This window comes from Methylovirgula sp. 4M-Z18, assembly GCF_037890675.1.
Lineage (GTDB): Bacteria > Pseudomonadota > Alphaproteobacteria > Rhizobiales > Beijerinckiaceae > 4M-Z18.
The window spans coordinates 1305719-1328485 of record NZ_CP149574.1 but is presented as its reverse complement, the minus strand read 5'-3'; the positions used below and the strand labels follow the sequence as shown (position 1 = coordinate 1328485).

Here is a 22767-nt window from a genome sequence, read left to right as displayed (position 1 = left end):
TCGAAACGTCGGCGGTGGGCGGGCGCTATGCTGAACCGGTTAGGAGGCTTTCATGACCCATGCGAACCAACTTGCCGAAATCGCCGCCCTGGTGGGCGATCCGGCCCGCGCCGCCATGCTCTTGGCGCTGATGGACGGACGCGCGCTGACCGCCACCGAACTGGCGGCAAGCGCCAATATCACGCCGCAGACGGCGAGCTCCCATCTCGCCAAACTCACCGCCGCCCAGCTCCTGAAAGCTGAGGCCCAAGGCCGGCATCGCTATCATCGGCTCAGTTCGGCGAAAGTGGCGCATATGCTGGAAGGGCTGATGGAATTGTCGCCGCCGGCCGCGCGGCCGCGCAAGGTCGTTACTGGCCCGCGTGATGCCGCGATGCGCCGGGCACGCTCCTGCTACGACCATATCGCCGGCCGGCTCGGCGTCGCCATTGCCACCGGCTTGCAAGAGGCCGGCGCCATCCGCTTGAACGACGAGGCCGGTTTGATCACCGAGCGCGGTTTCGCACTGTTCGACGCGATCGGCCTGCGCCTGCCGGAAGCCGCGAGCAAAAGCACCCGCCCCCTGTGCCGGCCTTGCCTCGATTGGAGCGAGCGCCGGCCGCATCTGGCCGGACGGCTCGGCCAGGCGATTTGCGACCATTGCCTCGAAAAAGGCTGGGTCCGCCGCCAGAACGGCAACCGGGCCCTCGACATCACCCCCATCGGTCATGGTGCCCTGCACCAGGCGTTCGGGGTCGAGTTGGGGCTGTGACCTTCGAGCATGTTGTTTTTGAGCGGAATCGCACAGGACAGCGACCGTCCCGGTCGCGGTCCTTTACGTCTCCCCGAAATCGCTGCTGTGCTTCCATCTAGCGTTTGAAACGCCCTATTTCCGTCCAGATACCACTTTAACATATTGAATAATAATAAATATTCGTCCTATTAGTTTGATTTCAAAAAATTTTCATATGTCTCCCCATCGCTCTCCCGCAAGTTCCGCCGCAGCCGATATTCGACAGTTTTGAAGTTGAGGAGAGGTTTTCGCTCCCTCGCGCGTCCGTCCCCTGACTCATGGATTTGCAATTCCTTGCCAAACCTTATGTTCACTATATGTTCTCAATTCGGATTTGTCAAATTTTCGCCGCTTCGGCCCCCGGCGTCCTATGGTCTAATGGTGACGACCTTCCGGTTCTTCCATGCAAAACGGATGCGCTTCACTCTTCCCGCCCGCGGTGAGGACGAGTTCGGCATTGAACTCATGCGGCTCCTCGGGAGCGACCTCGCTCAGCAAGGCATGATGATCGTCAGCGGCAGGACGCAGCGGCAGCGTTTCGACCCTGCCGTTCTCACGGAAGATCCGCACCAGAGCTTCCAGCCCCGCCGCATGACTTTGCACCGAGAGCCGCATGCGCTCGCCATTCGGCGTATCGACGATTGCGAGGCGGCCGATCGCGAGGCTCGAGGCAATTTCGAACGGTTCGGGCGCATGATGATGGCTATGCGCAGCCGGCGCTGACGCAGAGGCCTCGTCGCTGCGCGCGAATTGTATCGTCGCCGATCCGAGCGGCGGCAAATGGGCGTATAGTTCGCTCCTCAATGCCGCTGCGATCGTTCCGGCTTGCGCGACATTGAGGCCTTCATCCACGCGGATAGTGACATCGGCGTGCAGCTTGTGCCCAAGCCAACGCGCCTTGGTATCCGTCACCTGCCTGATCCCCGCGACATGCTCGGCGGCATGGCGGATTTCATCGCGCACGCTCGGTTCGATGCCATCGAGACTGCGGGTGATCACGGCGTGGGCCGACTGCCAGACGATCCCCAAGATGGCGATGGTAATCAGGAGGCCGATGATGGGATCGGCGAGCGGAAAGCCGATCCAGACGCCGAAGGCCCCGAGCACCACGGCAAGACTGGTGAGGCCATCGGTACGGGCGTGATACCCGTCCGCGATCAGAGCCGCGCTGCTCATCTCGCGCCCCACCTTGATGCGGAAAATCGCGACGACTTCGTTGCCGATGAAGCCGATCAGGCCGGCGATGGCGACGGCGCCAAGCTGAGCGATCGGTTGGGGATGGATGAGGCGGTCGATCGCTTCATAGCCGGCGACGAGCGCGCTGAACAGGATGATCAGCACGATCACCAGGCCCGCGAAATCCTCGACACGGCCAAGGCCGTAATTGAACGTGGCAGTGGGGGGGCGCCGCACCAGCACGAAGGCGATCCACAGCGGAATGGCCGTCGTCGCATCGCCGATATTGTGGATCGTGTCGGCGAGCAGCGCCACGCTGCCGGAGGCGAACACCACGATCAACTGGAGCACCGCCGTCACAGCGAGAATGATAAACGACCATTTGATCGCCCAGATGCCCCGCTCGGAACTGGCGATACTTGGATCGATCACGCCATGGGTATGGCCATGGCCTCCTTCCCCGTGGGAATGGCCGTGCGCGCCATGAGCGTGACCATGGCGGTGACCGTGGCCGCCATAGCCGAACCATTCCTTGATTGCGGCAAGCACGGTCAACCTCACAGATACTTGGTGATTTCTTTGAACTCGTCGATCGTGCGGCGCCGGTCGCTGGGCAGCGGGCCGACAACGTCTTCAAGGCAATGATCGAGATGGTCCTGGATCAGCGTCTTCTTGGCCTGGCCGATCGCCTTCTCGACGGCATGGAGCTGCTGGGCAATGTCCAAACACGGCCGGCCGGCCTCGATCATCTCGATCACGCTCTTGAGATGACCGTCGGCGCGCTTGAGGCGCTTGATGATGTCGGGATGACTTTGGTGCAGGGAGGGGTCTTCGCTCATGATCATATCCTATCCAGGGGGATACGATAGAGTCAATGAACATTCCCGGCGGTCCGCCTCGACGCCATGGTTCGGGAACAGCCGACGCGGCCCTCGCCCAAACCGCAAGCCGGGTATGCTCGGTTTGGGCATTTTTTGATGTTGAAGTCGGGCGGGCCCGCGTTCAGAGAGGAAGAAGAGCATGTAAGCTCGAAAACCATGGAACAATCAGGCCTTCCAGCCGATCAGGATTTCATCATGGCAAAACATCGTATCATCATCGATTGCGACCCGGGGGTTGACGACGCCATCGCCTTGTTTCTCGCCTTCGGCTCGCCGGATGAAATCGAACTCGTCGGCATCACCACGGTTGCCGGCAATGTGCCCTTGTCGAACACGACTCGGAATGCCTTGCGCATCTGCGCGCTTGCGGGCCGCGCCGACATTCCGGTTTACAAGGGCTGCGCGAACGGAATTTTCCCCGCCCCGGGGCGGGCTGGCAGTGTGCATGGCAACGACGGCCTCGGCGGCGTCGATCTGCCCAACGCGCCCTTCGGCGTGCAAAGCCAGCATGCGGTGGATTTCATCATCGACACCGTGCGAAACGCGCCCGGCGAAATCACCTTGTGCCCGATCGGCCCGATGACGAATATTGCGCTCGCTTTGCTGAAAGAGCCGAGCATTGCGCAGGATATCAAGGAAATCGTCTTCATGGGCGGCGCCGCCTTCCGCCCGGGCAATTCGACGCCGGAGGCCGAGTTCAATATCTGGGTCGACCCGCATGCGGCCGAAGTCGTCATGTCCTCCGGCTGCAGGCTGACGATGTTCGGCCTCGATGTCACCGGCAAGGCGGTTGTGACCCGCGACCGGATGGCGGCGCTGCGCGCCCAACCCAACGACGTGTCGCAAGAGTCAGCCGATATGCTCGCCCACTACGGCACCGGCGACCCGATGCTGCACGATCCTTGCGTCGTGGCGCACCTGATCGATCCGACACTGTTTTCCGGGGTTGAGGCGCGAGTCGAGGTCGAATGCGCCTCGCCGCTCACCCGCGGCCGAACCGTCGCCGCCGTGTCGGAGCGCCATCGCGTGGGAAGGCCGGCGAATTGCACGGTGATCACCGATCTTGACGACGCACGGTTCTTCAAGCTTGTTTTCGACCGCTTGCGGCCGCTCTGACGATGAATGGTTGCGCGCGCTTCAGGCAGCGGAATTATTACTGTTCCAAATATCGCGCGCCATACGCCATATGCCCGTCGCGCTCTTCTGATAGATCGTGATGTATTTGCCACTGTCCCGCATCACCGAACCAGCGGCCGCAGCGTTCAAACCGATCGTGTAGCCGCCGCGCTCGAAAGCCCAGTCACCGGAGACGCGGACCTCGTCGACCGCGAGGGCGAACTCGACTTGAAAGTGGCTCAATAGCGCTTTCGACCACGCGCCGATCATCGCCATGCCGATATTCGCCGGGGCGTTGGGCGGCATCTGTACGCCATCTTCGGCGAACAGCGCAACCCAGGCACCGGTGTCGCCGCCATTAAGGGCGGCGACATGCGCGTCGCGCGTCTTGTCGATGGCGCTCAAGTCATTGTCGCTGCCGTACCGTTCTTGGATGTTCATGAGATCCTCCCCTGATATGCGTTGGAAGGCCGCCTGCGAAAAACCTCGCTTGGCTCAAATGCCTGGCATCGGACCAAGGATAGTCATGCCGTGCCTTTCCGCTGCCGCGGCGACCTTCGGCAAATCGGCGGGATTCAATTCGGGCGGCGCGGCGCCTTCCGCCGGAACGCTCGTCTCGCGGATAAACGCGGCGAGGCCGCCGCTGTTGGTCATGAGGAGGATGCGGGCGGGCTTCGTCCCCTCGATACGAAAGCCGTGCGGGATCCCGCGCGGACCAAAACCGAAATCGCCGGCATTGAGCGTGACCGCGCTGTCACCGACGACCACGGTCATCGTGCCGTCGATGACGTAGAACGACTCGTCCTCGTTGTGATGAACGTGCCAGGGTGAGACAAATCCCGGCGGTATGACCTGCTCAAGCAGGCTGAGCGTGCCGTTCGTCTCGGCGCCACTGGCGCGAATCCATGTCGGCAGGCCAAGAAACCACCGGCGCTCGGCCGGCACGGCCACTACGGCTTTGGGCATCGGCGATTGGGCGATCATTCCGGGAACCTCCCTTGTAGACGGCCTGAGCGGTCTGGTGTATTTTCGAAAAATAAGTATTTCGCGGAATTATTATTTCGTCAATATGGAAAATGCATGTCGAGACCATACCAGATGAAAAAGCGCGCAACGGCGCGCGACGAGACACGCGAGCGGATCGTGCGTGCGACAATGGCGCTGCACGACGAGCAGGGCGTGGCGACGACCTCTTTTGCCGATGTCGCCGAACGCGCCGGCGTCGGCCCGGCAACGGTCCTCCGCCACTTCCCGACGATCGGCGCGCTGGTGATGGCTTGCGGCGCCCATGTCGCCGAGGACATGCGCCCGCCCTTCCCGGCCGACGCACCGCAACTATTCCAGGGGCTAGTGACCAGGCAGAGCCGGCTTGAGCGGCTGGTGGCAGAACTCGACGCCTTTTACATGCGCGGCGCGTTCCGACTGCTCAAGGCGGCCAACGATCGCGACAGGATTCCAGAACTCGACCAGTTCCTCATCATGGTCGACGGTGGGATCGAGGCACTCATCCGGGAGACGCTTGCCGAGGAGGTGCCCAGCGAGCAATTGATCGGCGTGCTGATGGCGCTCTGCAGCGTTTCGGTTTGGCGGGGATTGAAGCGCACCGGCCTTACGGAACGGCAGCGCCAGGGAATTCTCGTCGATCTGCTCAAGAGCGCGATGGCAGCGGTTCCGTCGCGGCGTTCAGCGAGTTAGTGGAAGCGGCACGCGGGCTCGGCGATGCGTCTAAACCGGCAAATGCTCGATGCCAGGCAAACCCTCGCAGCCGGTCACAAAGAAATTGATGAAGGCACTCGCTCGCGCCGCCGCAATCCGGCAGCGCTGCACGCGGCCCTCCCGCTCCTGCGTCATCAGCCCGGCTGCCAGAAGCTGCGCCAGATGATGGGCCAAGGTGGACTTCGGGATGCCGAGCTGCCTCTGGATCTCGCCGACGGCGAGCCCTGTATCTCCGGCCCGGATCAGCAGCTGGAAGATTTGCAGGCGATGCGGATGGCCGAGTTCGGCCAAGCACCGCGCCGCATCATCGAAGGCTATATCCGCCGAAGCCATAATGTCTCCATGCCTTGGTCAAGGCCCGCATACCGGGCCATCGCACGCTCCAGACCATGCTTGCGCCGGCCTCTGCGGCCGTCGCTTCACCAAGCTTGGCCCCGATCTCCGACCTTTCCACGCCGATGTCCTGTAACGTCTCGTCGCTCAAGGTCAGAAGAAACTCCATATTGGCACGACGCTGCCGCGCCGCAAGCCAATCATTGCAAATCTTGCGAAGAAAGCCGGCCATTGATATTCTCCTGATACGACCATAGTTCTAGGATTATAGTTCTATAAGATGCGAATGCAAGGAGCGCCGATGACAGAATCCGAAAATAATCCGGTCCGGGCGACGGGCGGATGCCTCTGCGGGTCGGTTCGATATGTGGTTCGCGGCCCCTTACGGGATGTCTGGGCTTGTCACTGTCCGTGGTGCCGCCGCCTGCACAGTCATTATGCCGCCTATTCGGCGTGTGAGACGGCAAATCTCGAAATCATCCATCGCGGCCCCGGCAAGCTGCGCTGGTATCGCTCCTCGCCTGCCGTGCGGCACGGCTTTTGCTCGAAATGCGGCACCCAAATTTTCTGGGATGGCCGTGGCAAGAATCACATGTCGATCGCCGCGAGCACGATCAACGAACCGACGGGATTGCGATTGACCAAGCACCTGTGCGTGCAGTTGAAGGGCGACTATTACGAGATCACCGACGACGTGCCGCAGGAGAACAGCTCGCCGCCGGATGGTGGCATCTGAGCGATAACTTGCACTCATCCGTGTCGTTGCACGACGCTCCTGAGAACCAGGCTTGCCCGGCTATTGCAGGACATGCTTGAAAATCCGCCGCACCTCGCGGCGCAGGCCGGTGAGTTGCTTGTCCAGCGTGCGAAAATCGGGCAAGGCGCAGCCGCGCGCGATCTGCTGCTTCACGGCATTCGGCACCTTGTGCGGATCAAACGCGCCGTCGACGGTCAGACGCATCATCTGCGTGGCGCATGTATAGAGATCATAAGCCTCCTGCAGAATCGCCGCATCGTCCGGCGCCAAGAGGCCGAGTTGCGCCGCCTCCGCCAGCACCAGATCGGTCCGGCGCTTGAGCAGGCTCGGATGCGCGGCGCTGAAAGCCAAGCAATGATATTGCGAGAGAAATTCGAGATCGATGATGCCGCCTGACGCGAGCTTCAGATCCCACGGATCGGCCTCGCCCTTCTCTTGGGCGATCAGCGCCCGCATCTCGCGGACATCGCGCTTGATATGCGCGACATCTTTATCCTGACCGATCGCCGTTTCAATCACGGCCTCGACGCGTTTGGCGAGCGCCGCATCTCCGGCGACGAAGCGTGCGCGGGTCAGTGCCATATGTTCCCAGTTTTCTGCTTCCTTGCTTTGGTAATCGGCGAAACCGTCGATTTGCGTCGCAAGCGGCCCTTTGCGGCCGGACGGGCGCAACCGCATATCGACCTCGTACAGGCGGCCACGCCGCGTCGGCGCGGAAATGCTCGACAACAGGCGCTGGGTGAGGCGCGTGAAATATTGCACCGCATGCAGCGACTTCGCTCCATCCGAGTCCGGCCGCTCGGAATCGAAATCGTAGATGACGATGAGATCGAGGTCTGAGGCCGCGGTCATTTCCTGCGAGCCAAGCTTACCCATCGCGAAGACCGCGCAGGCGCTGGACGGAACAGTGCCATATTCCTGGGCCATCGCCGCCTGCACCTGCGCGAGCGTCGCGCGCACCAGCGACGCTGCCAAGGCCGAGTAGGCGCTGCCCGCCAATTTCGCATCGAACACGCCGCCAAGCAGCCGCACGGAAATGAGAAATATTTCCTCTCGTCCCAGATCGCGCGCCTTGTCCAAAAACTCCTCGCCCGCGACATTTTGCAGCGAAGCGTTCACCCGCGCGTCGAACGCGGCATCGTCGGCGCGCGGACTGAGCTGGTCGGGATCGATGGCCGCGTCCAAAAGATGCGGCCGCGCGATCACCGCCTGAGCGAGACGCGGCGCGGCCCCAAGAATGTCGGCGAACAATTGCCGGATCGCGCCGTTGGACTTCAAAATTGCAAAAAGCTCAATCGCCGCAGGCATTTTCTCGAGCGCCGCATCGAATGCTTTGAGCGCCGCATCCGGATCGCCAGAATCGGAAAAGGATTTCAACAAGCTTGGGATCAGCTCGGTCAGCACTTCGCGCGCCCGGGCACTGCGCACCGCAACGCGTCGGCCGAAATGCCAGCCGCGAACGGTTTCAGCCGCCGCCTCCGGTTCGCGGAAATCCATGTCGCGCAAGGTTTTCAATGTTTCCGGATCGTCCGTGACACCGGTAAAAACCAGATTGCCGACCTCCGTCGCGAGCTCCGGCGCGTGCTCGAACAGGCGCGCATAATGCATCTCGACGTGACGCAAATGATGCAGCAGCACCTTGCGGAAGCTCTCGAACCGGGCATAGCCGCAGAAAGCGGCGAAAGACTTGAGATCCGCGTCATCCGCCGGCAGACGCTGGGTCTGCTCGTCGTCGATCATTTGCCGGCGATGCTCGAGCCGGCGCAGAAAATCATAGGCATCCGACAGATCGCGGACCGCTTTTTCCGACACCCAGCCATCGTCGTGCAACGCGCGCAGCATGGATAAGGTTTGCGCGCCACGCAAATCCGGACGGCGGCCACCGAAAATCAGTTGCTGGGTTTGCACGAAGAATTCGATTTCGCGGATGCCGCCGCGCCCGAGTTTCAAATCGTGGCCGGCGACCGCGACTTCGCCATGCCCTTTAAAGGCATGGATCTGCCGCTTCATCGCATGGATATCGGCGATGGCGGCATAATCGAAATATTTGCGCCAGATGAAGGGCCGCAATTCGGCGAGAAATGATTGTCCGACAGGGATATCTCCCGCAACCGGCCGCGCCTTGATCAGCGCCGCCCGCTCCCAATTCTGCCCAAGCGTTTCATAGTAGGAAAATGCCGTCGTGATCGAAATCGCAACCGCCGTCGCGCCGGGATCCGGTCGCAGCCGCAAATCGACGCGAAAGACGTAGCCGTCCGACGTGCGCTCTTGCAGGTGTTTCACGAGCCGCTTGGTCATGCGCACGATTTGTGCGCCTGGCTCGGCCCCAGGCGCGAAAGCCGGCGAGGCGAGATCGAACAGCACGATCAGATCGATGTCGCTCGAATAATTCAATTCGCGCGCGCCGTGCTTCCCCATCGCCAGAACAAAAATGCCGCAGCCGCGTTCGGGATTATCCGGCTCCGCGAGATGAACCGCCCCTGCGCGCTGCGCTTCGATCAGCAGAAAGCGCAGGGACGCGGCAACGCACGCATCGGCAAAAGACGACAAAGCGCCTGTCACCTGGGTCAGTCCCCAAACGCCGCCGAGATCGCACAACGCCACCAGCAGCGCCAATTCCTGCTTGGCCTTGCGCAGGCCCTGCATCAAAGCGGCTTCGCTTGCCGCGTCCAGCCCCAGTTTCAGGACATCGGCAATGATCGCCCGCAGTTTTTCTTCCGGTTCCGTGTGCAAGAGGCCGTGCAGGCGCCCCACATCGCGGACGATCAAAGTCCAAAGGTAAGGCGAATGGTCGGCGATCCCGAGCAGCAAGGCCTCGATGTGCGGTGCCGCGATCTCGCCTCCTGCGTCCAAAACGTCGCGCAGCTTGCGTTTGGCCAAGCTGGACCGCTTCACTTTGGGAGCGGCGACGATGCGCTGCGCGAGAGCCATGGACGCATATTGCACGGAAAAACCCTCTCAACCCCAATCGAATCGTTTCCCCCACCGCTTCACGCGGGCTTGGGCAAGGATTGAACAGGTTGCTCGATTTGTCGAGGTAAAGAGAGGATCGCCCGCAAACCCGGGTGATTGTCTTCGAGCCGCAGCGAGCCATTGTGCAATTTGGCGACCGCCGCGGTGAGCGCGAGGCCGAGGCCGGTGCCCGGCCGCGTGCGCGCGCTCTCAAGCCGAACGAAGCGGCTCAACACATGCTCGCGATCGTCAACCCTGATGCCGGGCCCGTGATCGCCGACCCAAATGTCCACCGTCTCGGCGCTGCTCGCCATCCCGATCTGCAGCGGCTCGGACGCTGAGCCCCCGCCTTCGAGCCCATATTTGAGAGCGTTTTCGACGAGATTGACCAAAGCCTGACCGATCAGTTCGCGGCTGCCATAGACCCGCGCCGGACCCATCGCATCGACATCAAGCCGCGCGCCGGCCTCTTCGGCAACCGGCTCGTAGAGCTCGGCCACCGAATGCACGACTTCGGCCATGTCGAACGAAACCATCACGTCCTTGCTCGCCCCCGATTCCACGCGGGCGATCATCAGGAGCGCATTGAAAATGCGAATAAGGCCATCGGATTCGTCGATGATTTTCTCGAGCGAATGCCGATATTCATCCGGGCTCGCGGCCGAGCGCAGGGCTTGCTCGGCATCGTTGCGCAGGCGCGTGAGGGGCGTTTTCAAATCATGGGCGATATTGTCGGAGACCTCGCGCAGGCCCGACATCAGTTCGCTGATGCGCTCGAGCATCGCATTGAGATTTTCTGCCAGGCGGTCCAACTCGTCCTGCGAACCGGCCACCGGTAGCCGGCCCGACATATTGCCCATCATGATGGTGCGCGCGGCTGCATTCATCGCATCGACGCGGCGCAGGATGCGCCAGGCGACGAACAGACCGCCCGCCGTGCCGATGACCAGAAGGTAGAGGAAATTCGTGAATTGCGCGCGGATGATCACGGAGCGAATTTCGTCGCGCTCGCCAAGATCGCGGCCGATCAGAAGCCGGAAGCCGCCCGGCAGCACCGAGACGCTGACAAGCGCGTGGTGCGGCACGGTACTGTCGCCGGTGCACGGCTGATACGCAGTCACGACCAGTCCCGGCTGGGTCAGCAAACCGTTCGGCAAGTCGCACACATTGCCGGCGATCGATTCGCCGGCAGCAGTGCGGACGAGATAGAGCGAGGAACCGGGCCGCCGCAGGCGCCGCTCGATGACATCGACGAGGCCGGTGATGCCGCCGATCTCATATTGTTCCGACAGGCCTTTGATTTCGGCGTCGATGGTCTCGGCGACCTGGTCGTCGAAAATGCGGCGGAGATTGAGAGCGACAGACCCCAGAACCAAGCCGGCGCCAATCGCGAAAATCACCAGATAGGCCAACGACAGTTTGAATGCCGTGGTCCGGAAAATTCTACCTAATGCCGTCACGGACCATATATCCAGCCCCACGCACCGTATGGAGCAACGGCGACATCGTGTCTTTCTCAATCTTGGAGCGCAGGCGAGAAATATGCACGTCGATCACGTTGGTTTGCGGATCAAAATGGTAGTCCCAAACGTTTTCGAGCAGCATGGTGCGCGTCACGACCTGGCCGGCGTGACGCATCAAATATTCGAGAAGGCGGAACTCGCGCGGCTGCAGCACGATTTCCTTGCCGGCGCGCGCAACCTTGTGGGCCAACCGGTCGAGTTCCAGGTCGGCGACGCGGTAGACCGTCTCTTCCGCCCTGTCGCGCAGGTTCCGGCGCGAGAGCACTTCCACCCGCGCGAGCAACTCGGAAAACGCATAGGGCTTGGCAAGATAATCGTCTCCGCCGGCGCGCAACCCTTTCACCCGGTCGTCCACCTGACCGAGCGCGGAGAGTATCAGCACAGGCGTCGTCACCTTCTGCTCCCGCAACGCGCCGATGAGCGAAAGGCCGTCGAGTTTCGGCAACATGCGATCGACGATCAGCACGTCATAGTGCTCGTTCTGCGCCTGCGCGCAGCCGGTCAGGCCATCGGCCGCATGGTCGGCGACATAGCCGGCTTCGCGAAAGGCCTTCACGAGATAGGCCGCTGCCTCGGCATCGTCTTCGATAATGAGAATTCGCATATCGGACATATAACAAATCCTAGCGCAAAGTCAGGTCAAGAGGCGCGTTTTGAGCCGTCTTTTCCGCGCCCCTGCAAAAAACGAAGCGGCAGGCCCGGAGAACCTGGCCTGCCGCACTTGACCAACCACCTCGGCGGGGGCGTTATGCCTTGGGAGCCGGATCAAGTCTCGAGAAAGGGCAAGTATAACAATATCTTACCCTTCAGCTTGGGCCGGAGGAGGACTCCTCCCCCGAAAACCCTTACGAAGCGGCCTGGGTGGCCAGCGCGACATAGCGGGTGCCATCTTGGGTCTTGACCCGCAATAGCACGGCCTTGCGCCCGCTCTTCTTGGCGGCGTCGATCGCAGCCACCACATCGGCCGGCTTGGACACTTGCGCGCCGCTCACTTCCAAGATCACATCGCCAGGACGCAGGCCGTTTTGCGCGGCGGCGCTATCCGGATTGAGGTTGGTGATCACGACGCCGTTCTGACCCGCGCCGCGGCTTGCGGCAGGGGCTAGCGAGAGGCCCATGCCGTCGAGCGCAGATTTGTCACTATCGGAGGGTGCAACTTTCGCCTCCGCCGCGTCGTTGGGCATATTGGCGAGCTTGATCTCGACGTGCTTTTCCGCGCCATCGCGCCAAATGGTGAGGTCGGCTTTCTGATCGGGGCCAAGTGCAGCGATGGTGCGAGCCAAATCACGCGGCGTCGCAATCGACGTGCCATTCACATCGAGCACCACGTCGCCCGAATGAATGCCGGCTGCCTTGGCAGGCGAGTCCTTCTGCGCATCCGCGACAAGCGCGCCGTGCGCGTCCTTGAGGCCGACACTGTCCGCGATCTCGCTGGTCACGGGCTGAATTTCGACGCCGATCCAACCGCGCGTCACAAAGCCGCGATCCTTGAGCTGGGCGACGACCTGCTTCACCACATCGGCAGGGATATCGAAGCCGATGCCGACACTGCCGCCCGACGGCGAATAGATCGCCGTGTTGACGCCAATCACCTCGCCATTGACGTTGAAGGTCGGTCCACCCGAATTGCCGCGATTCACCGGTGCATCGATCTGAATGTAATCGTCATAGGGGCCGGAGCCGATGTCGCGGCCGCGCGCCGAAACGATACCGGCCGTCACCGTACCGCCAAGGCCGAAGGGATTGCCGACCGCAACCACCCAGTCACCGACGCGCGGCGCGGCGCTCGCCAAATTGACGAACGGATAATCGCCGCCATCCTTGATCTTCAGCAGCGCGAGATCGGTCTTCTTGTCGACGCCGATGATTTTCGCATCGTGCGTCTTGCCGTCATCCATCGTGATCGTCACCTCGGTCGCGTGATCGACGACGTGATTGTTGGTCACGACATAGCCGTCGGACGAAATGATGAAACCCGATCCGAGCGCAACGCCCTGCCGCGGCTCGGGCCGATGACCTTGATTCGGCATCTGGCCGAACCGGCGCATGAATTCCTCGAACGGATCGACTTGCTGATTGCCGTCCTGGTTATCTGTGCTCGCCTGATCGTCGCTCGAATTGTCCTCCTTCATCTTCACCTTCACGGAGACGACGGCACCGCGGACGCGCTGAACCATGTCAGCAAAGCCGGGACCGTTTTGCACGGATTGGGCGGTCTGGGCCGAAGCGGCATGCGGGGAAAGCAGCAAAACATTGGAAGCGGCGCCGGCGAGTGCGACGAGAGCTACGGCACCGAGCAGGCCGGCACGAAAGGCCAGTGGCGTCTTGCCCGCGCGGTTGAAAAAAGGCTTATCGCTTTGAGGATCACGGAAGGTCATCTTAACTCATCTCCACAACAGGCATGGGATGTTTGGTCCCAGCGGTTGGTGGGCAAGATGAGCGGCGCCGCCTTACCGACATATGGCGACGATATGAAAAGTTGGTAATTAAAACCTGCGGCGATTCTGCGTCGAAAATGAAGGCGTTTTTTGAACGCCTTGCGGCGATCCGAAGGCACGTGCCATTCACACGCCCCCTTTGAAAATGCGCTTGGCAAAACAAGGCGTTATAGCGCATCCCGGATCTTACGGCGAGTGGCGGCGCGCCTCATCGTCGGCCTGCATCAGCGCCGCTATTTCGGCGTGCTCGTCGGCGCTCAAAGGCGCTGCGTCGGCGCTCGGCTGCCGCCGCTTGCGCCGCGCGAATTGCAGCAGCGCGAAAGCGCCGGCGCCGAGCGCCAGCACCGGCGCGAACCATAACAAAAACGTGCCGCGATCGAGCGGCGGTCGCAGCAGGATGAAGAGACCGTAGCGCGCGACGAGAAAATCGCGGATCGCGGCATCGCTCTCACCCGCCTTGAGATGCTCGCGCACGACAAGGCGCAAATCGCGCGCAAGCTGGGCGTCCGAATCGTCGATCGATTGGTTCTGGCACACGGGGCAGCGCAGTCCGGCGGAAATGGCCCGCGCACGCGCTTCAAGCGCCGGATCTTGCAGCATTTCGTCTGGCTTTACGGCGAGCGCCGACGTGCCGATGACAAGGGGGAGGAGCGCGACGGCAAGCAGAGCGGCAATCACGAAACGGCGCATTCCCATCATTCCGCCGCCTGCGCCGCGGCGGGCACCGATTTCGCACGCCGCGCGATGCCAAGCCGAATCCGCCGATCGGCGAGCGAAAGCGTGCCGCCGAGCGCCATGATAATGGCCCCGAACCAGATCAGCGTCACCAAAGGCTTCCAGTAGAGGCGCATGTCAACCGACCCATCGGCGTGCTGATCGCCGAGGCTGAGATAGATCTGGCCCAGATTGCGGGTCACGATGCCCGCTTCGGTCGTCTGCATCTGCCGCGTGGCGAAGCTGCGTTTGGACGGCTCAGCCTCGGCAAAGACGGCGCCGCCGGAGCGGATCATCGCATGCGCCACCGCTTCGCGGTAATTAGGCCCCGGCCGTTCGAACAATCGATCGATCGTGACCTGGTAGGGCCCGAGTTCGACCGGTTCGTTCAGGCGCAGCGTCACGATCCGTTCGACGCCCCAACCGGTTGCCGCGAGGCCGAGGAGCGCTACGCCGACCCCCGCATGTGCCAGCGCCGTCCCCCATACCGAAAGCGGCAGGCCAGCCGCACGGCTAAGGCCTGCCTGCCAAGACGACGCGCGGACAAAGATGCGATCCGACAAGTCGCCCAAAGATCCCAAAATGATATAGGCGGCAAGGCTCGCCGCAATCGGCGCCAGCACCGGGCCGCCATAGAACATCGCCTCGAGCGCAACCAGCACGGCGAGTCCAACGACGAGCGACGCCAGCAGCCGTTGCACGACGCCGAGAAGATCGCCGCGCTTCCAAGCCAAACGTTGGCCGAAGGGAACGATGACCATCAGCGCCAGCGTCAGCGGCACGAAGGTCAAATTGAAATACGGCGCACCGACCGAAATTTTTCCGCCGGTCAACGCTTCGAAGGCGAGCGGGTAGAGCGTTCCCGTGAAGACGATACCGCAGGCAATCGTCAGGAACAGATTGTTCAGAACCAGCCCCCCTTCCCGCGAGATCGGCGCGAACAAACCGCCCTGTTTCAGCACCGGCGCCCGCCAGGCGAACAGCGTGAGCGACCCGCCGATGAAGAACACAAGGATCGCGAGAATGAAGACGCCGCGCCGCGGATCGTTCGCGAAGGCGTGCACGGAAGTCAGAACGCCGGAGCGCACCAGGAACGTGCCGAGCAGCGACAGGGAAAAGGTCAGGATGCTTAAGAAAATCGTCCACACTTTCAGCGCATCGCGTTTTTCCATCACGATGATGGAATGCAGCAAGGCGGTGCCGGCAAGCCACGGCATGAGCGACGCGTTTTCGACCGGATCCCAGAACCAGAAGCCACCCCACCCCAACGTGTAGTAGGCCCAGTAGGAACCCATGGCGATGCCGAGGGTCAGGAAAACCCATGCGACCAAGGCCCAGGGCCGGACCCAACGCGCCCAAGCCGCGTCGATCCTACCGTCGATGAGCGCCCCCGCCGCAAAGGAGAATGTCATCGAGAAACCGACATAGCCGACGTAGAGCAGCGGCGGATGAATGGCGAGGCCCGGATCCTGCAGGATCGGATTCAAATCCTGTCCTTCGGCGGGCGCCGGAAACAGGCGCGCGAACGGATCCGAGGTGAGAACGATGAACGACAGGAACGCGAGCGCAATCAATCCTTGCATGGAGAGGACGAGCGCTTTCAAGGCGGCTGGCATGGTATGCGCGAAGGCTGCAACAAGAGCGCCAAAGAGCGCCAGAATGAGCACCCAGAGCAGCATGGAGCCTTCGTGATTGCCCCACACGCCGGAGATCTTATAGATCAACGGCTTTTGCGAATGCGAATTCTCGACCACATTGACCAGCGAGAAATCGGAAACGACATGCGCATAGGTCAATGCGGCGAAGGCAAGCGCCACAAGCACGAATTGCATGCCGGCGAGCGGCGCTGAGGTAGCCATCAGCGCGCGGTCGCGGGTCAGGCCGCCCCACAGCGGCAGCGCGACTTGCACACACGCCAGCGCGAGTGCCAGAACGAGGGCGTAATGTCCGGTCTCGACGATCATGGGCGCTCACTGTGACGGCGCATCGGAAGATCCTTCCTGCCAGCGGCCTTGTTTCTTCAACGCATCGACCACTTCACGCGGCATGTAGCGTTCGTCATGCTTGGCAAGCACGCTGTCCGCCGCGATCGATGCCGACCCATCGAGCACACCTTCCGCCACGACCCCTTGGCCCTCACGGAACAGATCGGGCAACAGGCCATGATAGACCACATGCACGTCATGGTTGCGATCGGTGATGACGAAATCGGTGACCATCGCTTCAGGTTTTTGCACCGAGCCTTCCTTCACGAGGCCTCCGATACGCAAGCGCGTGCCGGCCGGCAGATTCTTGGCGATCACCTCGCTCGGGCCGTAGAAGAAAACGATCGTGTCGCGCAGCGCGAACAGCACCAGGCCGGCGGCAAGCGCCAGCATGCCCCCCGCCAGAGCAATCACAAAAAGCCGCCGTCCCTTCCGCGTCATCCCTCATCCCTCGAGCATTTTCCAGAAAAGTTGTTCGACTTTTCGATTAAGAAAATGCGACAAAACAAAAACTACAGCCCGAGTTCGCGTGCCAACGCATCGAGCTGCTGCAACACATCTTGATCTTGCGCAAAGGCCGCGCGCGCCGATTTGAGCGCCTGCTGAGCCTTGTCGGTTTCCTGCAACACGCTATAGGCGCGAATAAGGCGCAGCCAGCCCGGAGCGTCATGCGCGTTCGCCGCGAGCCGCTGCGCCAAACCATCGACCATGGCGTGAATGGCGGCATTCTGCTGATCCGGCGGCAAGGCACTGATCGCCACTGCGGCCGGCGCCTTGCCGGCTCCGTCAAGCTTCGCCTGCAAGTCTTTCGCCCGCGCCCGCGCTTCATCGAGCCAATCGGCGTCGCCTGGGGCATGCGCGAGAAGGTCGGCGACGAGATCGAGCGCCTTGGCAAGATTGCCGTCCTGTTCGGCCGCGAGCGACAGATACATCATCGCGCGGGGTTCATAGGGCTGCTTTTGCAGCGCCGCGTCAAAACTCTTCCGCGCCTCTTCGGTCACGACACCCTGCGCCGCATAGACCTGAGCCTCGCCATAGCCGCTGAGCCGCACCGCCGTCTCGCCAAGCAACCGCATCGCGTTGCCATAAGCACTGAGCGCATCCTGGAAGCGGTCCATCCGCATGTAAATCGGCGCAAGCACATCATAGCCTTTGCCGTCGTCGGGATGCACGGCGAGCTGCGCTTCGACCTGCGCGACCATCGCGCTGACATCCATCGTGTCGAGCGCGGCGCGCTGGCGGGTGGCCGCCGGCTGATCCGGCATGTCGGGATGCCCGACCATCGCATAGAGCGACAGAGAAACGACCGGTACAACGGTCAACGCCGCCAGGGCACCGATGCGGCGCCGGCGCGTCGACGAAGCGGCGGCCTCCTCAGGGCGCGCCGCGCGCTGGGCGGCGAGTAGCCGGCGGCCGGCCTCCGCCTTGGCAAGGTCCGCATCTGCCTCCTGCAAGCGGCCCAGTGCCACGTCGCGGTCGATCTCGGCCACTTGCTGGCGGTAAAATGCAACATTGGGCTCCGCATGGCCCTGCCCGCGCCGCGCACGGCTCAAAGGCCACAACACCGTGAGAACGGCGGCCGCCAGCAAACTTGCAAACACAACCCAAATCATGGGCTTCCTGTAACGGTTTATGACCTCCAAGGGAAATAGCGCATCATGTCGCTGCTTGGCGGCATCATCCGGCCAGCGCCACCTTTTGCCGGCGTAATGGCTCAGTCCCTAGGCGCACGGGCTTTTGACAAGCCTCAATTGGTGATTTGCCACGTGCCATCAGCACCCTGGCAAGCCTGGCCTCTGCCGCTTTGCGGCCGGCCGTCGATATAGACCGTATCGGTATAGGTGCGGCAAGAGCCCGAAGCCTGCCCTGGATCGGTAAAGCCGAACGTACCATTGGCCCCTTTCCAACTCTTCTTTTGCCCGCTGCTGACCGCTTCATATTGCGCGTTGACTGCGGCCTGCCGGTCGGCTTCGGTCAGGCGCGCGCCCAACGCGCCGCCAAGCGCGCCCGGTCCCGGCGGCGACCCGGCGGGGAGAGCGGCTTCCGGCGCCATCGGTTGCGATGCCGGGGGAGTACCAGGTTGCGGGGCGGGAGCGACGGGCTGCGATCCGATGGGGGCGAGCGGTTGCGACGTGACGGGAAGGACGGGCGCCGTCTCGCCGGGGGCGGCGGCCTGGGGCGGCGGCGGATTGACGCGCCTCGGTTCCGGGCCGAGCCGGCCGCACGCAGCGAGCGGTAACATAAGGCAGGCGAGGCCCACCAAAGAAGCAGCTTTCATGATCTTCCCTCTAGGTCGTGGTGACTATTTAACCTTAGTCAGGCCTCGATCGCCGGCAGATGCAATTGCGCTCTTAACCCGCCGAGCGGAGAATCTTCAAGCTTTAACGTGCCGCCGTAGACGCTGACGAGGTCCATCACGATGGAAAGGCCGAGGCCGGAGCCGGGCTTGGTCTCATCCAGGCGACGGCCGCGGTGCAAAGCGGCGGTGCGCGATTCCTTCGGCAGGCCCGCGCCGTCATCGTCGATGGTGACGTCGAAAAACGGCCGGCTGGCTGTGTCGCCCATGTGCGCGGGCACCGCCTCGATCCGCACCCGGTGCCGTGCCCATTTGGCGGCATTGTCGGCCAAATTGCCGATCATCTCCTCGAGATCTTGCCGCTCGCCCCGGAAGCGCAAGCCGCCGGCCACCGCCACTTCGAACCGGATGTCGCGGTCCTGGTTGATCTTCGCGAAAGCGCGGACCAGGCCCTCGATGGTCGGCGTCACCTCGGTCATCGCGCCGATCACATTGGTTCGCGCCGCCGCCCGCGCCCGCTCGAGATAATAATCGACTTGATCGCGCATGATGCCGGCCTGTTCGCGCACCTTGCCCGCCAGGCCGCCCGCCTCGGCATCCGCTTCGTTGACGATGACGCTCAACGGCGTCTTGAGCGCGTGGGCCAGATTGCCCACGTGGGTGCGGGCCCGGCCGACGATTTCCCGATTGGAATCGATCAAGAGATTGATTTCGTCCGCCAGCGGGGCAATGTCCTGCGGATATTGTCCCTCGATGCGTTCGGTGTTGCCTTGCCGGATGGCGCCGAGACTGCGGCGCAACTGCCGCAAGGGCCGCAGACCGAAGCGGACTTGCAGGAAAGTCGAGGCCAGAAGGGCCAGCGCCAGGCTGACGAAGGTGATGGCGAGATCGACCTGGAACGTGAAGATCTTGCGGTCGATCTCCTCGGTCGTCGCCGCCACCTGCACCAGATAAGCGAGGTCCTTGCCCTCGGGATCGGCTTCAGGAAAGACGATCTCGCGCTCGACCTGTCGCAATTGCTTGCTGCCCGGCCCAGTGACGTAGCCCTCGCGCGCCCCATCGATCAGCGGCACGTTCTGATCGGACAGGCGCGGCAAGGTCGCCGCGAACAGCGATTGCGAGGTCTTGATTTCGGGCTTGTCGCTCCCGAGCGGCGTAATTTGCCAATACCAGCCGGCGAGAATGAACTTGAATTTCGGCTCGCTCAGCGGATCGATGACCACGTGCAATTTGTCGGGCGAACTGTCGATATCCGCGACGAGCGCCGTGAGATAGGTTTTCAAAATCTCGTCGAACGACTGCTCGGCACTGCGTGTATAGACCGCGGAGAGAAGGAAGCCGGCAATGACAAGGATGACCGTGCTCCAAAACGCCGCCGAAAGGAACAGGCGCGTCGCAATCGACTGGGCCTTGACACGAAACATCATGGCGAACGAACGGGCTTCGCGGTTGCTCCATTGGCCGCTTTCTGCGGCGCTTCGACAATATAGCCCAAACCGCGCGAAGTCTGAATAATGTCCACGCCGAGCTTCTTGCGCAACCGGCCAACGAAGACCTCGATCGTGTTGGAATCGCGGTCAAAATCCTGATCGTAAATATGCTCGACCAGTTCGCCGCGCGACACGACACGCCCAGCATGATGCATGAGATAGGCGAGCAGGCGATATTCGTGCGAGGTGAGCTTGATCGGCGCACCGTCGACCAGTACGCGGCTGCCGCGGGTGTCGACCTGCACGGGACCGCACGAGAGCATATCGGTCGCATGGCCGCCGGCCCGGCGCAAAAGCGCCCTGAGCCGAGCGAGAATCTCTTCGACATGGAAGGGTTTGGCGACATAATCGTCGGCGCCGGCGTCGAACCCTCCGACCTTGTCGCTCCAGCGGTCGCGCGCCGTCAAAATCAGGACCGGCGTGGTGCGGCCGGCTTGGCGCCATTCCTTGAGGACCGACAGGCCGTCCTTCTTCGGCAGGCCGAGATCGAGGACGATGGCGTCATAGGGCTCGGTATCGCCCAGGAAATGCCCTTCCTCGCCGTCATAGGCCCGGTCCACCGCATAGCCGGCGGCTTCCAGCGCCGAAACGAGCTGGCGGTTCAAATCCTTGTCATCTTCAACGACCAGTAATCGCAACAATATCCTCCACAAGCTGTCATCGCTTTTGGCCAAAATCTGGACTTTTTGATGGTTTGGATGTGAACACCCGCACAGACAAAACCGTGTGCGCCTATTTTGGCGGCTTGCCGGACAACGTCTCCCCCGTCATCGCATCGACCAAAACATGCAGCACCTCTTTAGCGTCATGGGGCAGCAAGGTCAGCTCATACACGAACTTGCCGCCCTGCCGGCACAATTTTGCACCGACCGCTTCGGCGCGATGTTCGCTCGACACATGTTTGATCACCCGGTACGAGTCGGCAAGGTGATGTTCCGGCACCGCCTCCCGCATCTCCTGCGGGCTGAGACAGCCGCCGAGCGGCTCAGCCTGTTGCGCCCAAGCATTGCGCGCCAGCAAGGCCGCGCCGGCCATGCAGCTGAACGCCAGGATCAACAGGGAGACTCTCATGGCGACACCCTGGTCCAGCGGCCCTGAATGGAACATGAATATTTGCGTTCATCCTGACGGCCAAGGCTTAAAATTGGATGACTTGTCCGCCACCATCGCCCGCGGTAGGCATCTTTCATGCGCATCCGTTTTTCCCGCCTGCCCTCGATCGCTCTTTGCCTCCTGCCGCTGGCCCTTCTCGCCTCCGCCGCCCGCGCCGTGGTCGGCGCAAGCAACGATGGCGCGGGGTTTGGCGAGAAAATCGTCATGGTGCTCAAGGGCGACAAGAGCCGGGCCGGATTTTGCTCCGGCGTCGTCGTGCGGCAGAACGTGGTGCTGACCGCGGCTCATTGCGTCGGCGATGCCGCCCATACGATGATTCATTTTCGCGCCCCCGACGGCGCGCCGGTCCTGAGCCCGGTGCACCGGCTCGCGGTGCATCCAGCCTATCGCGCCAATGCCATTCGCACGCGGGAGCGCTCGGTCGATCTCGCCCTGGTCGAATTGGCCGAGGATCTACCCTCGGACTTTCAGCCTGCGACCCTCGCCACGGCGAGCGAGGCGGCGCCGGGCCAATCGTTCCGCGTCGCCGGTTACGGCCTGACCCGAGAGGGCGACGCGCACAGCGCCGGCCAGTTGCGCATCGCGGATCTGACCCTGCGCGCGCCGGTGTCCGATATTCTGCTCTGGCTCGAGGACCCTTCCCATGCCGGCACCGGCGCCTGTACCGGCGATTCCGGCGGCCCGATTTTCGAAGCCGACGGCCGGACAGTGGCCGGTATCATCGATTGGACCGGCGGCATGCCGCCGAACAAGTGCGGTGCGCTCACGCAGGGCGCCAAGATCGGCCCGCAAAAGGGGTGGATTGATAGTGTCCTTGAAACCTGGCAAGGACGATGAGAGGGCGCCCAAACAAAAATCTTATAATATAGGCACAAAATATTGATTTATATTATTAAAATATAGGCAATTAAACCTTCTCCTCAGCCCACTGGCGGAGTTAAAGCAGATATTGAGCAGATCACTTTTCTCGCTCTCAATCAGCGCGCTATGCGCACATCGTCACGTTCCGAAGAACGGCCCCAATCCGCTTCCGCGGCGGCCACGCCCAACGATCAAAACGGCTCCTTGACCTTGGTGACCGTAACCTGATCGCCAAACTCCATCTTCAGGATCAGATCGAAGACCGCGAGATCCCAACGATCAGGAAAGGTCCCTGACGGCGCGCCGAGCGCCTGCATCAGCGCCGGAATGTGACCATGACGCCAACACATGAGAATGCGCTTGTTCGCATAGCGTCCGTGCGTGAGTAGGCGATCAGCCAGCTTCTGGTAATCGATGTCGGCGATCGATGCATCGACCGTCACATTGATGCGCTGCGCAAGCGGCTGCACCGTCTGCAACGGCCGATCGCTACGTATCGAAGCCGCGGCGGCGAAAATGAAATCGGGAGCGCCGAAGGCGCGCGGAATATAGTCGGCGAGCGCCGCAGCCCGTGTCTGGCCGGCGGGCGCAAGATTGGCATCGTTCGGATCGGCGGGCTTTTCAGCGTGCCGCATAACCAGAAT

At 62.2% G+C, this 22767-nt stretch carries 24 protein-coding genes; 5 read left to right on the top strand and 19 right to left on the bottom strand.

Annotation, left to right across the window (positions count from 1 at the left end):
• Nucleotides 1-52 precede the first annotated feature (52 nt).
• Complete coding sequence (locus V9T28_RS06020; protein ID WP_116402376.1) at nucleotides 53-751, top strand: ArsR/SmtB family transcription factor; 699 nt, start codon at nucleotides 53-55, stop codon at nucleotides 749-751.
• A gap of 396 nt (nucleotides 752-1147) precedes the next feature.
• Here the strand turns inward: V9T28_RS06020 and V9T28_RS06015 are convergent, their stop codons facing one another.
• Together V9T28_RS06015 and V9T28_RS06010 are read right to left on the bottom strand one after the other, a co-directional pair.
• Nucleotides 1148-2497, bottom strand: a complete 1350-nt coding sequence (locus V9T28_RS06015) for a cation diffusion facilitator family transporter (protein WP_116402451.1) — start codon at nucleotides 2495-2497, stop codon at nucleotides 1148-1150.
• 8 nt (nucleotides 2498-2505) lie between these two features.
• A complete protein-coding gene (locus V9T28_RS06010) occupies nucleotides 2506-2787 on the bottom strand; it encodes a metal-sensing transcriptional repressor (protein ID WP_116402450.1) in 282 nt (93 codons plus the stop codon).
• Nucleotides 2788-3024: 237 nt separating this feature from the next.
• Between V9T28_RS06010 and V9T28_RS06005 the strand changes: the two genes are divergently transcribed.
• Nucleotides 3025-3945 carry a nucleoside hydrolase gene (locus V9T28_RS06005; RefSeq protein WP_116402449.1) on the top strand — a complete coding sequence of 307 codons (921 nt, stop codon included), beginning with the start codon at nucleotides 3025-3027 and terminating at the stop codon, nucleotides 3943-3945.
• Nucleotides 3946-3966: 21 nt separating this feature from the next.
• Here V9T28_RS06005 and V9T28_RS06000 read toward each other — a convergent pair whose 3' ends face one another.
• Nucleotides 3967-4386 (bottom strand): YybH family protein, encoded by a 420-nt coding sequence (locus V9T28_RS06000; RefSeq protein WP_116402375.1) that lies wholly within the window; start codon nucleotides 4384-4386, stop codon nucleotides 3967-3969.
• Between the two features lie 54 nt (nucleotides 4387-4440).
• Nucleotides 4441-4929, bottom strand: a complete 489-nt coding sequence (locus V9T28_RS05995; protein ID WP_199500250.1) for a cupin domain-containing protein — start codon at nucleotides 4927-4929, stop codon at nucleotides 4441-4443.
• A gap of 96 nt (nucleotides 4930-5025) precedes the next feature.
• Between V9T28_RS05995 and V9T28_RS05990 the strand changes: the two genes are divergently transcribed.
• Nucleotides 5026-5640: a TetR/AcrR family transcriptional regulator gene (locus V9T28_RS05990; RefSeq protein WP_116402374.1), complete on the top strand. Its 615-nt coding sequence runs from the start codon at nucleotides 5026-5028 to the stop codon at nucleotides 5638-5640.
• A 30-nt stretch (nucleotides 5641-5670) separates the two neighbouring features.
• Here V9T28_RS05990 and V9T28_RS05985 read toward each other — a convergent pair whose 3' ends face one another.
• Nucleotides 5671-5994 carry an ArsR/SmtB family transcription factor gene (locus V9T28_RS05985; RefSeq protein WP_116402373.1) on the bottom strand — a complete coding sequence of 108 codons (324 nt, stop codon included), beginning with the start codon at nucleotides 5992-5994 and terminating at the stop codon, nucleotides 5671-5673.
• The gene (locus V9T28_RS23350; protein ID WP_116402372.1) at nucleotides 5966-6226 is read right to left on the bottom strand and encodes a DUF1127 domain-containing protein; all 261 of its coding nucleotides are present in this window, start codon (nucleotides 6224-6226) and stop codon (nucleotides 5966-5968) included. The genes V9T28_RS05985 and V9T28_RS23350 overlap by 29 nt, the downstream gene beginning before the upstream one ends.
• Before the next feature lie 69 nt (nucleotides 6227-6295).
• On the opposite strand from V9T28_RS23350, the gene V9T28_RS05980 reads away from it, so the two are divergent.
• Nucleotides 6296-6730: a GFA family protein gene (locus V9T28_RS05980; protein WP_116402371.1), complete on the top strand. Its 435-nt coding sequence runs from the start codon at nucleotides 6296-6298 to the stop codon at nucleotides 6728-6730.
• Between the two features lie 60 nt (nucleotides 6731-6790).
• On the opposite strand, the gene V9T28_RS05975 is transcribed toward V9T28_RS05980, so the two are convergent.
• The 12 genes from V9T28_RS05975 to V9T28_RS05920 all read right to left on the bottom strand — a co-directional run bounded on the left by V9T28_RS05975 (nucleotide 6791) and on the right by V9T28_RS05920 (nucleotide 21220).
• A complete protein-coding gene (locus V9T28_RS05975) occupies nucleotides 6791-9697 on the bottom strand; it encodes a bifunctional [glutamine synthetase] adenylyltransferase/[glutamine synthetase]-adenylyl-L-tyrosine phosphorylase (RefSeq protein ID WP_245424211.1) in 2907 nt (968 codons plus the stop codon).
• 44 nt (nucleotides 9698-9741) lie between these two features.
• Entirely contained in the window at nucleotides 9742-11163 is a 1422-nt protein-coding gene (locus V9T28_RS05970) for a sensor histidine kinase (protein WP_116402447.1), read from the bottom strand.
• Complete coding sequence (locus V9T28_RS05965; RefSeq protein WP_116402446.1) at nucleotides 11147-11830, bottom strand: response regulator transcription factor; 684 nt, start codon at nucleotides 11828-11830, stop codon at nucleotides 11147-11149. The genes V9T28_RS05970 and V9T28_RS05965 overlap by 17 nt, the downstream gene beginning before the upstream one ends.
• A 241-nt stretch (nucleotides 11831-12071) precedes the next feature.
• On the bottom strand, nucleotides 12072-13604 hold the full coding sequence (locus tag V9T28_RS05960; protein ID WP_116402369.1) for a Do family serine endopeptidase: 1533 nt from the start codon (nucleotides 13602-13604) through the stop codon (nucleotides 12072-12074).
• 246 nt (nucleotides 13605-13850) lie between these two features.
• The gene (locus tag V9T28_RS05955; protein WP_116402368.1) at nucleotides 13851-14363 is read right to left on the bottom strand and encodes a cytochrome c-type biogenesis protein; all 513 of its coding nucleotides are present in this window, start codon (nucleotides 14361-14363) and stop codon (nucleotides 13851-13853) included.
• Complete coding sequence (locus V9T28_RS05950; protein WP_116402367.1) at nucleotides 14360-16342, bottom strand: heme lyase CcmF/NrfE family subunit; 1983 nt, start codon at nucleotides 16340-16342, stop codon at nucleotides 14360-14362. Before V9T28_RS05950 ends, V9T28_RS05955 begins: the two co-directional genes overlap by 4 nt.
• 6 nt (nucleotides 16343-16348) lie before the next feature.
• Nucleotides 16349-16804 (bottom strand): cytochrome c maturation protein CcmE, encoded by a 456-nt coding sequence (gene ccmE, locus V9T28_RS05945; protein WP_116402366.1) that lies wholly within the window; start codon nucleotides 16802-16804, stop codon nucleotides 16349-16351.
• Nucleotides 16805-16875: 71 nt separating this feature from the next.
• A complete protein-coding gene (ccmI, locus tag V9T28_RS05940; protein WP_116402365.1) occupies nucleotides 16876-17976 on the bottom strand; it encodes a c-type cytochrome biogenesis protein CcmI in 1101 nt (366 codons plus the stop codon).
• Between the two features lie 134 nt (nucleotides 17977-18110).
• Nucleotides 18111-18641 (bottom strand): hypothetical protein, encoded by a 531-nt coding sequence (locus V9T28_RS05935; protein ID WP_147306504.1) that lies wholly within the window; start codon nucleotides 18639-18641, stop codon nucleotides 18111-18113.
• Nucleotides 18642-18679: 38 nt separating this feature from the next.
• Entirely contained in the window at nucleotides 18680-20083 is a 1404-nt protein-coding gene (locus tag V9T28_RS05930) for an ATP-binding protein (RefSeq protein WP_116402445.1), read from the bottom strand.
• Complete coding sequence (locus tag V9T28_RS05925; RefSeq protein ID WP_116402363.1) at nucleotides 20083-20787, bottom strand: response regulator transcription factor; 705 nt, start codon at nucleotides 20785-20787, stop codon at nucleotides 20083-20085. Before V9T28_RS05925 ends, V9T28_RS05930 begins: the two co-directional genes overlap by 1 nt.
• Before the next feature lie 94 nt (nucleotides 20788-20881).
• On the bottom strand, nucleotides 20882-21220 hold the full coding sequence (locus V9T28_RS05920; RefSeq protein ID WP_147306503.1) for a PepSY domain-containing protein: 339 nt from the start codon (nucleotides 21218-21220) through the stop codon (nucleotides 20882-20884).
• A 117-nt stretch (nucleotides 21221-21337) separates the two neighbouring features.
• Here V9T28_RS05920 and V9T28_RS05915 point away from each other — a divergent pair, with 117 nt between their 5' ends.
• Nucleotides 21338-22099, top strand: coding sequence for a S1 family peptidase (locus V9T28_RS05915; protein ID WP_116402361.1), 762 nt, complete (start codon nucleotides 21338-21340; stop codon nucleotides 22097-22099).
• 215 nt (nucleotides 22100-22314) lie between these two features.
• On the opposite strand, the gene V9T28_RS05910 is transcribed toward V9T28_RS05915, so the two are convergent.
• The gene (locus tag V9T28_RS05910) at nucleotides 22315-22758 is read right to left on the bottom strand and encodes a histidine phosphatase family protein (RefSeq protein WP_147306502.1); all 444 of its coding nucleotides are present in this window, start codon (nucleotides 22756-22758) and stop codon (nucleotides 22315-22317) included.
• Nucleotides 22759-22767 lie beyond the last annotated feature (9 nt).

Excerpts from the sequence above, each read along its gene's own strand:
- V9T28_RS05910 (WP_147306502.1), bottom strand. The coding sequence starts at position 22,758 with ATGCGGCACGCTGAAAAGCCCGCCGATCCGAACGATGCCAATCTTGCG.
- ccmE (WP_116402366.1), bottom strand. The coding sequence starts at position 16,804 with ATGACGCGGAAGGGACGGCGGCTTTTTGTGATTGCTCTGGCGGGGGGC.
- V9T28_RS05950 (WP_116402367.1), bottom strand. The coding sequence starts at position 16,342 with ATGATCGTCGAGACCGGACATTACGCCCTCGTTCTGGCACTCGCGCTG.
- V9T28_RS06000 (WP_116402375.1), bottom strand. The coding sequence starts at position 4,386 with ATGAACATCCAAGAACGGTACGGCAGCGACAATGACTTGAGCGCCATC.
- V9T28_RS05995 (WP_199500250.1), bottom strand. The coding sequence starts at position 4,929 with ATGATCGCCCAATCGCCGATGCCCAAAGCCGTAGTGGCCGTGCCGGCC.
- V9T28_RS06005 (WP_116402449.1), top strand. The coding sequence starts at position 3,025 with ATGGCAAAACATCGTATCATCATCGATTGCGACCCGGGGGTTGACGAC.
- V9T28_RS05915 (WP_116402361.1), top strand. The coding sequence starts at position 21,338 with ATGCGCATCCGTTTTTCCCGCCTGCCCTCGATCGCTCTTTGCCTCCTG.
- V9T28_RS05960 (WP_116402369.1), bottom strand. The coding sequence starts at position 13,604 with ATGACCTTCCGTGATCCTCAAAGCGATAAGCCTTTTTTCAACCGCGCG.
- V9T28_RS06010 (WP_116402450.1), bottom strand. The coding sequence starts at position 2,787 with ATGAGCGAAGACCCCTCCCTGCACCAAAGTCATCCCGACATCATCAAG.
- V9T28_RS05920 (WP_147306503.1), bottom strand. The coding sequence starts at position 21,220 with ATGAGAGTCTCCCTGTTGATCCTGGCGTTCAGCTGCATGGCCGGCGCG.
- V9T28_RS05980 (WP_116402371.1), top strand. The coding sequence starts at position 6,296 with ATGACAGAATCCGAAAATAATCCGGTCCGGGCGACGGGCGGATGCCTC.
- V9T28_RS05985 (WP_116402373.1), bottom strand. The coding sequence starts at position 5,994 with ATGGCTTCGGCGGATATAGCCTTCGATGATGCGGCGCGGTGCTTGGCC.
- V9T28_RS05935 (WP_147306504.1), bottom strand. The coding sequence starts at position 18,641 with ATGAAAGCTGCTTCTTTGGTGGGCCTCGCCTGCCTTATGTTACCGCTC.
- V9T28_RS05990 (WP_116402374.1), top strand. The coding sequence starts at position 5,026 with ATGTCGAGACCATACCAGATGAAAAAGCGCGCAACGGCGCGCGACGAG.
- V9T28_RS05930 (WP_116402445.1), bottom strand. The coding sequence starts at position 20,083 with ATGTTTCGTGTCAAGGCCCAGTCGATTGCGACGCGCCTGTTCCTTTCG.
- ccmI (WP_116402365.1), bottom strand. The coding sequence starts at position 17,976 with ATGATTTGGGTTGTGTTTGCAAGTTTGCTGGCGGCCGCCGTTCTCACG.
- V9T28_RS05955 (WP_116402368.1), bottom strand. The coding sequence starts at position 14,363 with ATGATGGGAATGCGCCGTTTCGTGATTGCCGCTCTGCTTGCCGTCGCG.
- V9T28_RS06020 (WP_116402376.1), top strand. The coding sequence starts at position 53 with ATGACCCATGCGAACCAACTTGCCGAAATCGCCGCCCTGGTGGGCGAT.
- V9T28_RS23350 (WP_116402372.1), bottom strand. The coding sequence starts at position 6,226 with ATGGCCGGCTTTCTTCGCAAGATTTGCAATGATTGGCTTGCGGCGCGG.
- V9T28_RS05965 (WP_116402446.1), bottom strand. The coding sequence starts at position 11,830 with ATGCGAATTCTCATTATCGAAGACGATGCCGAGGCAGCGGCCTATCTC.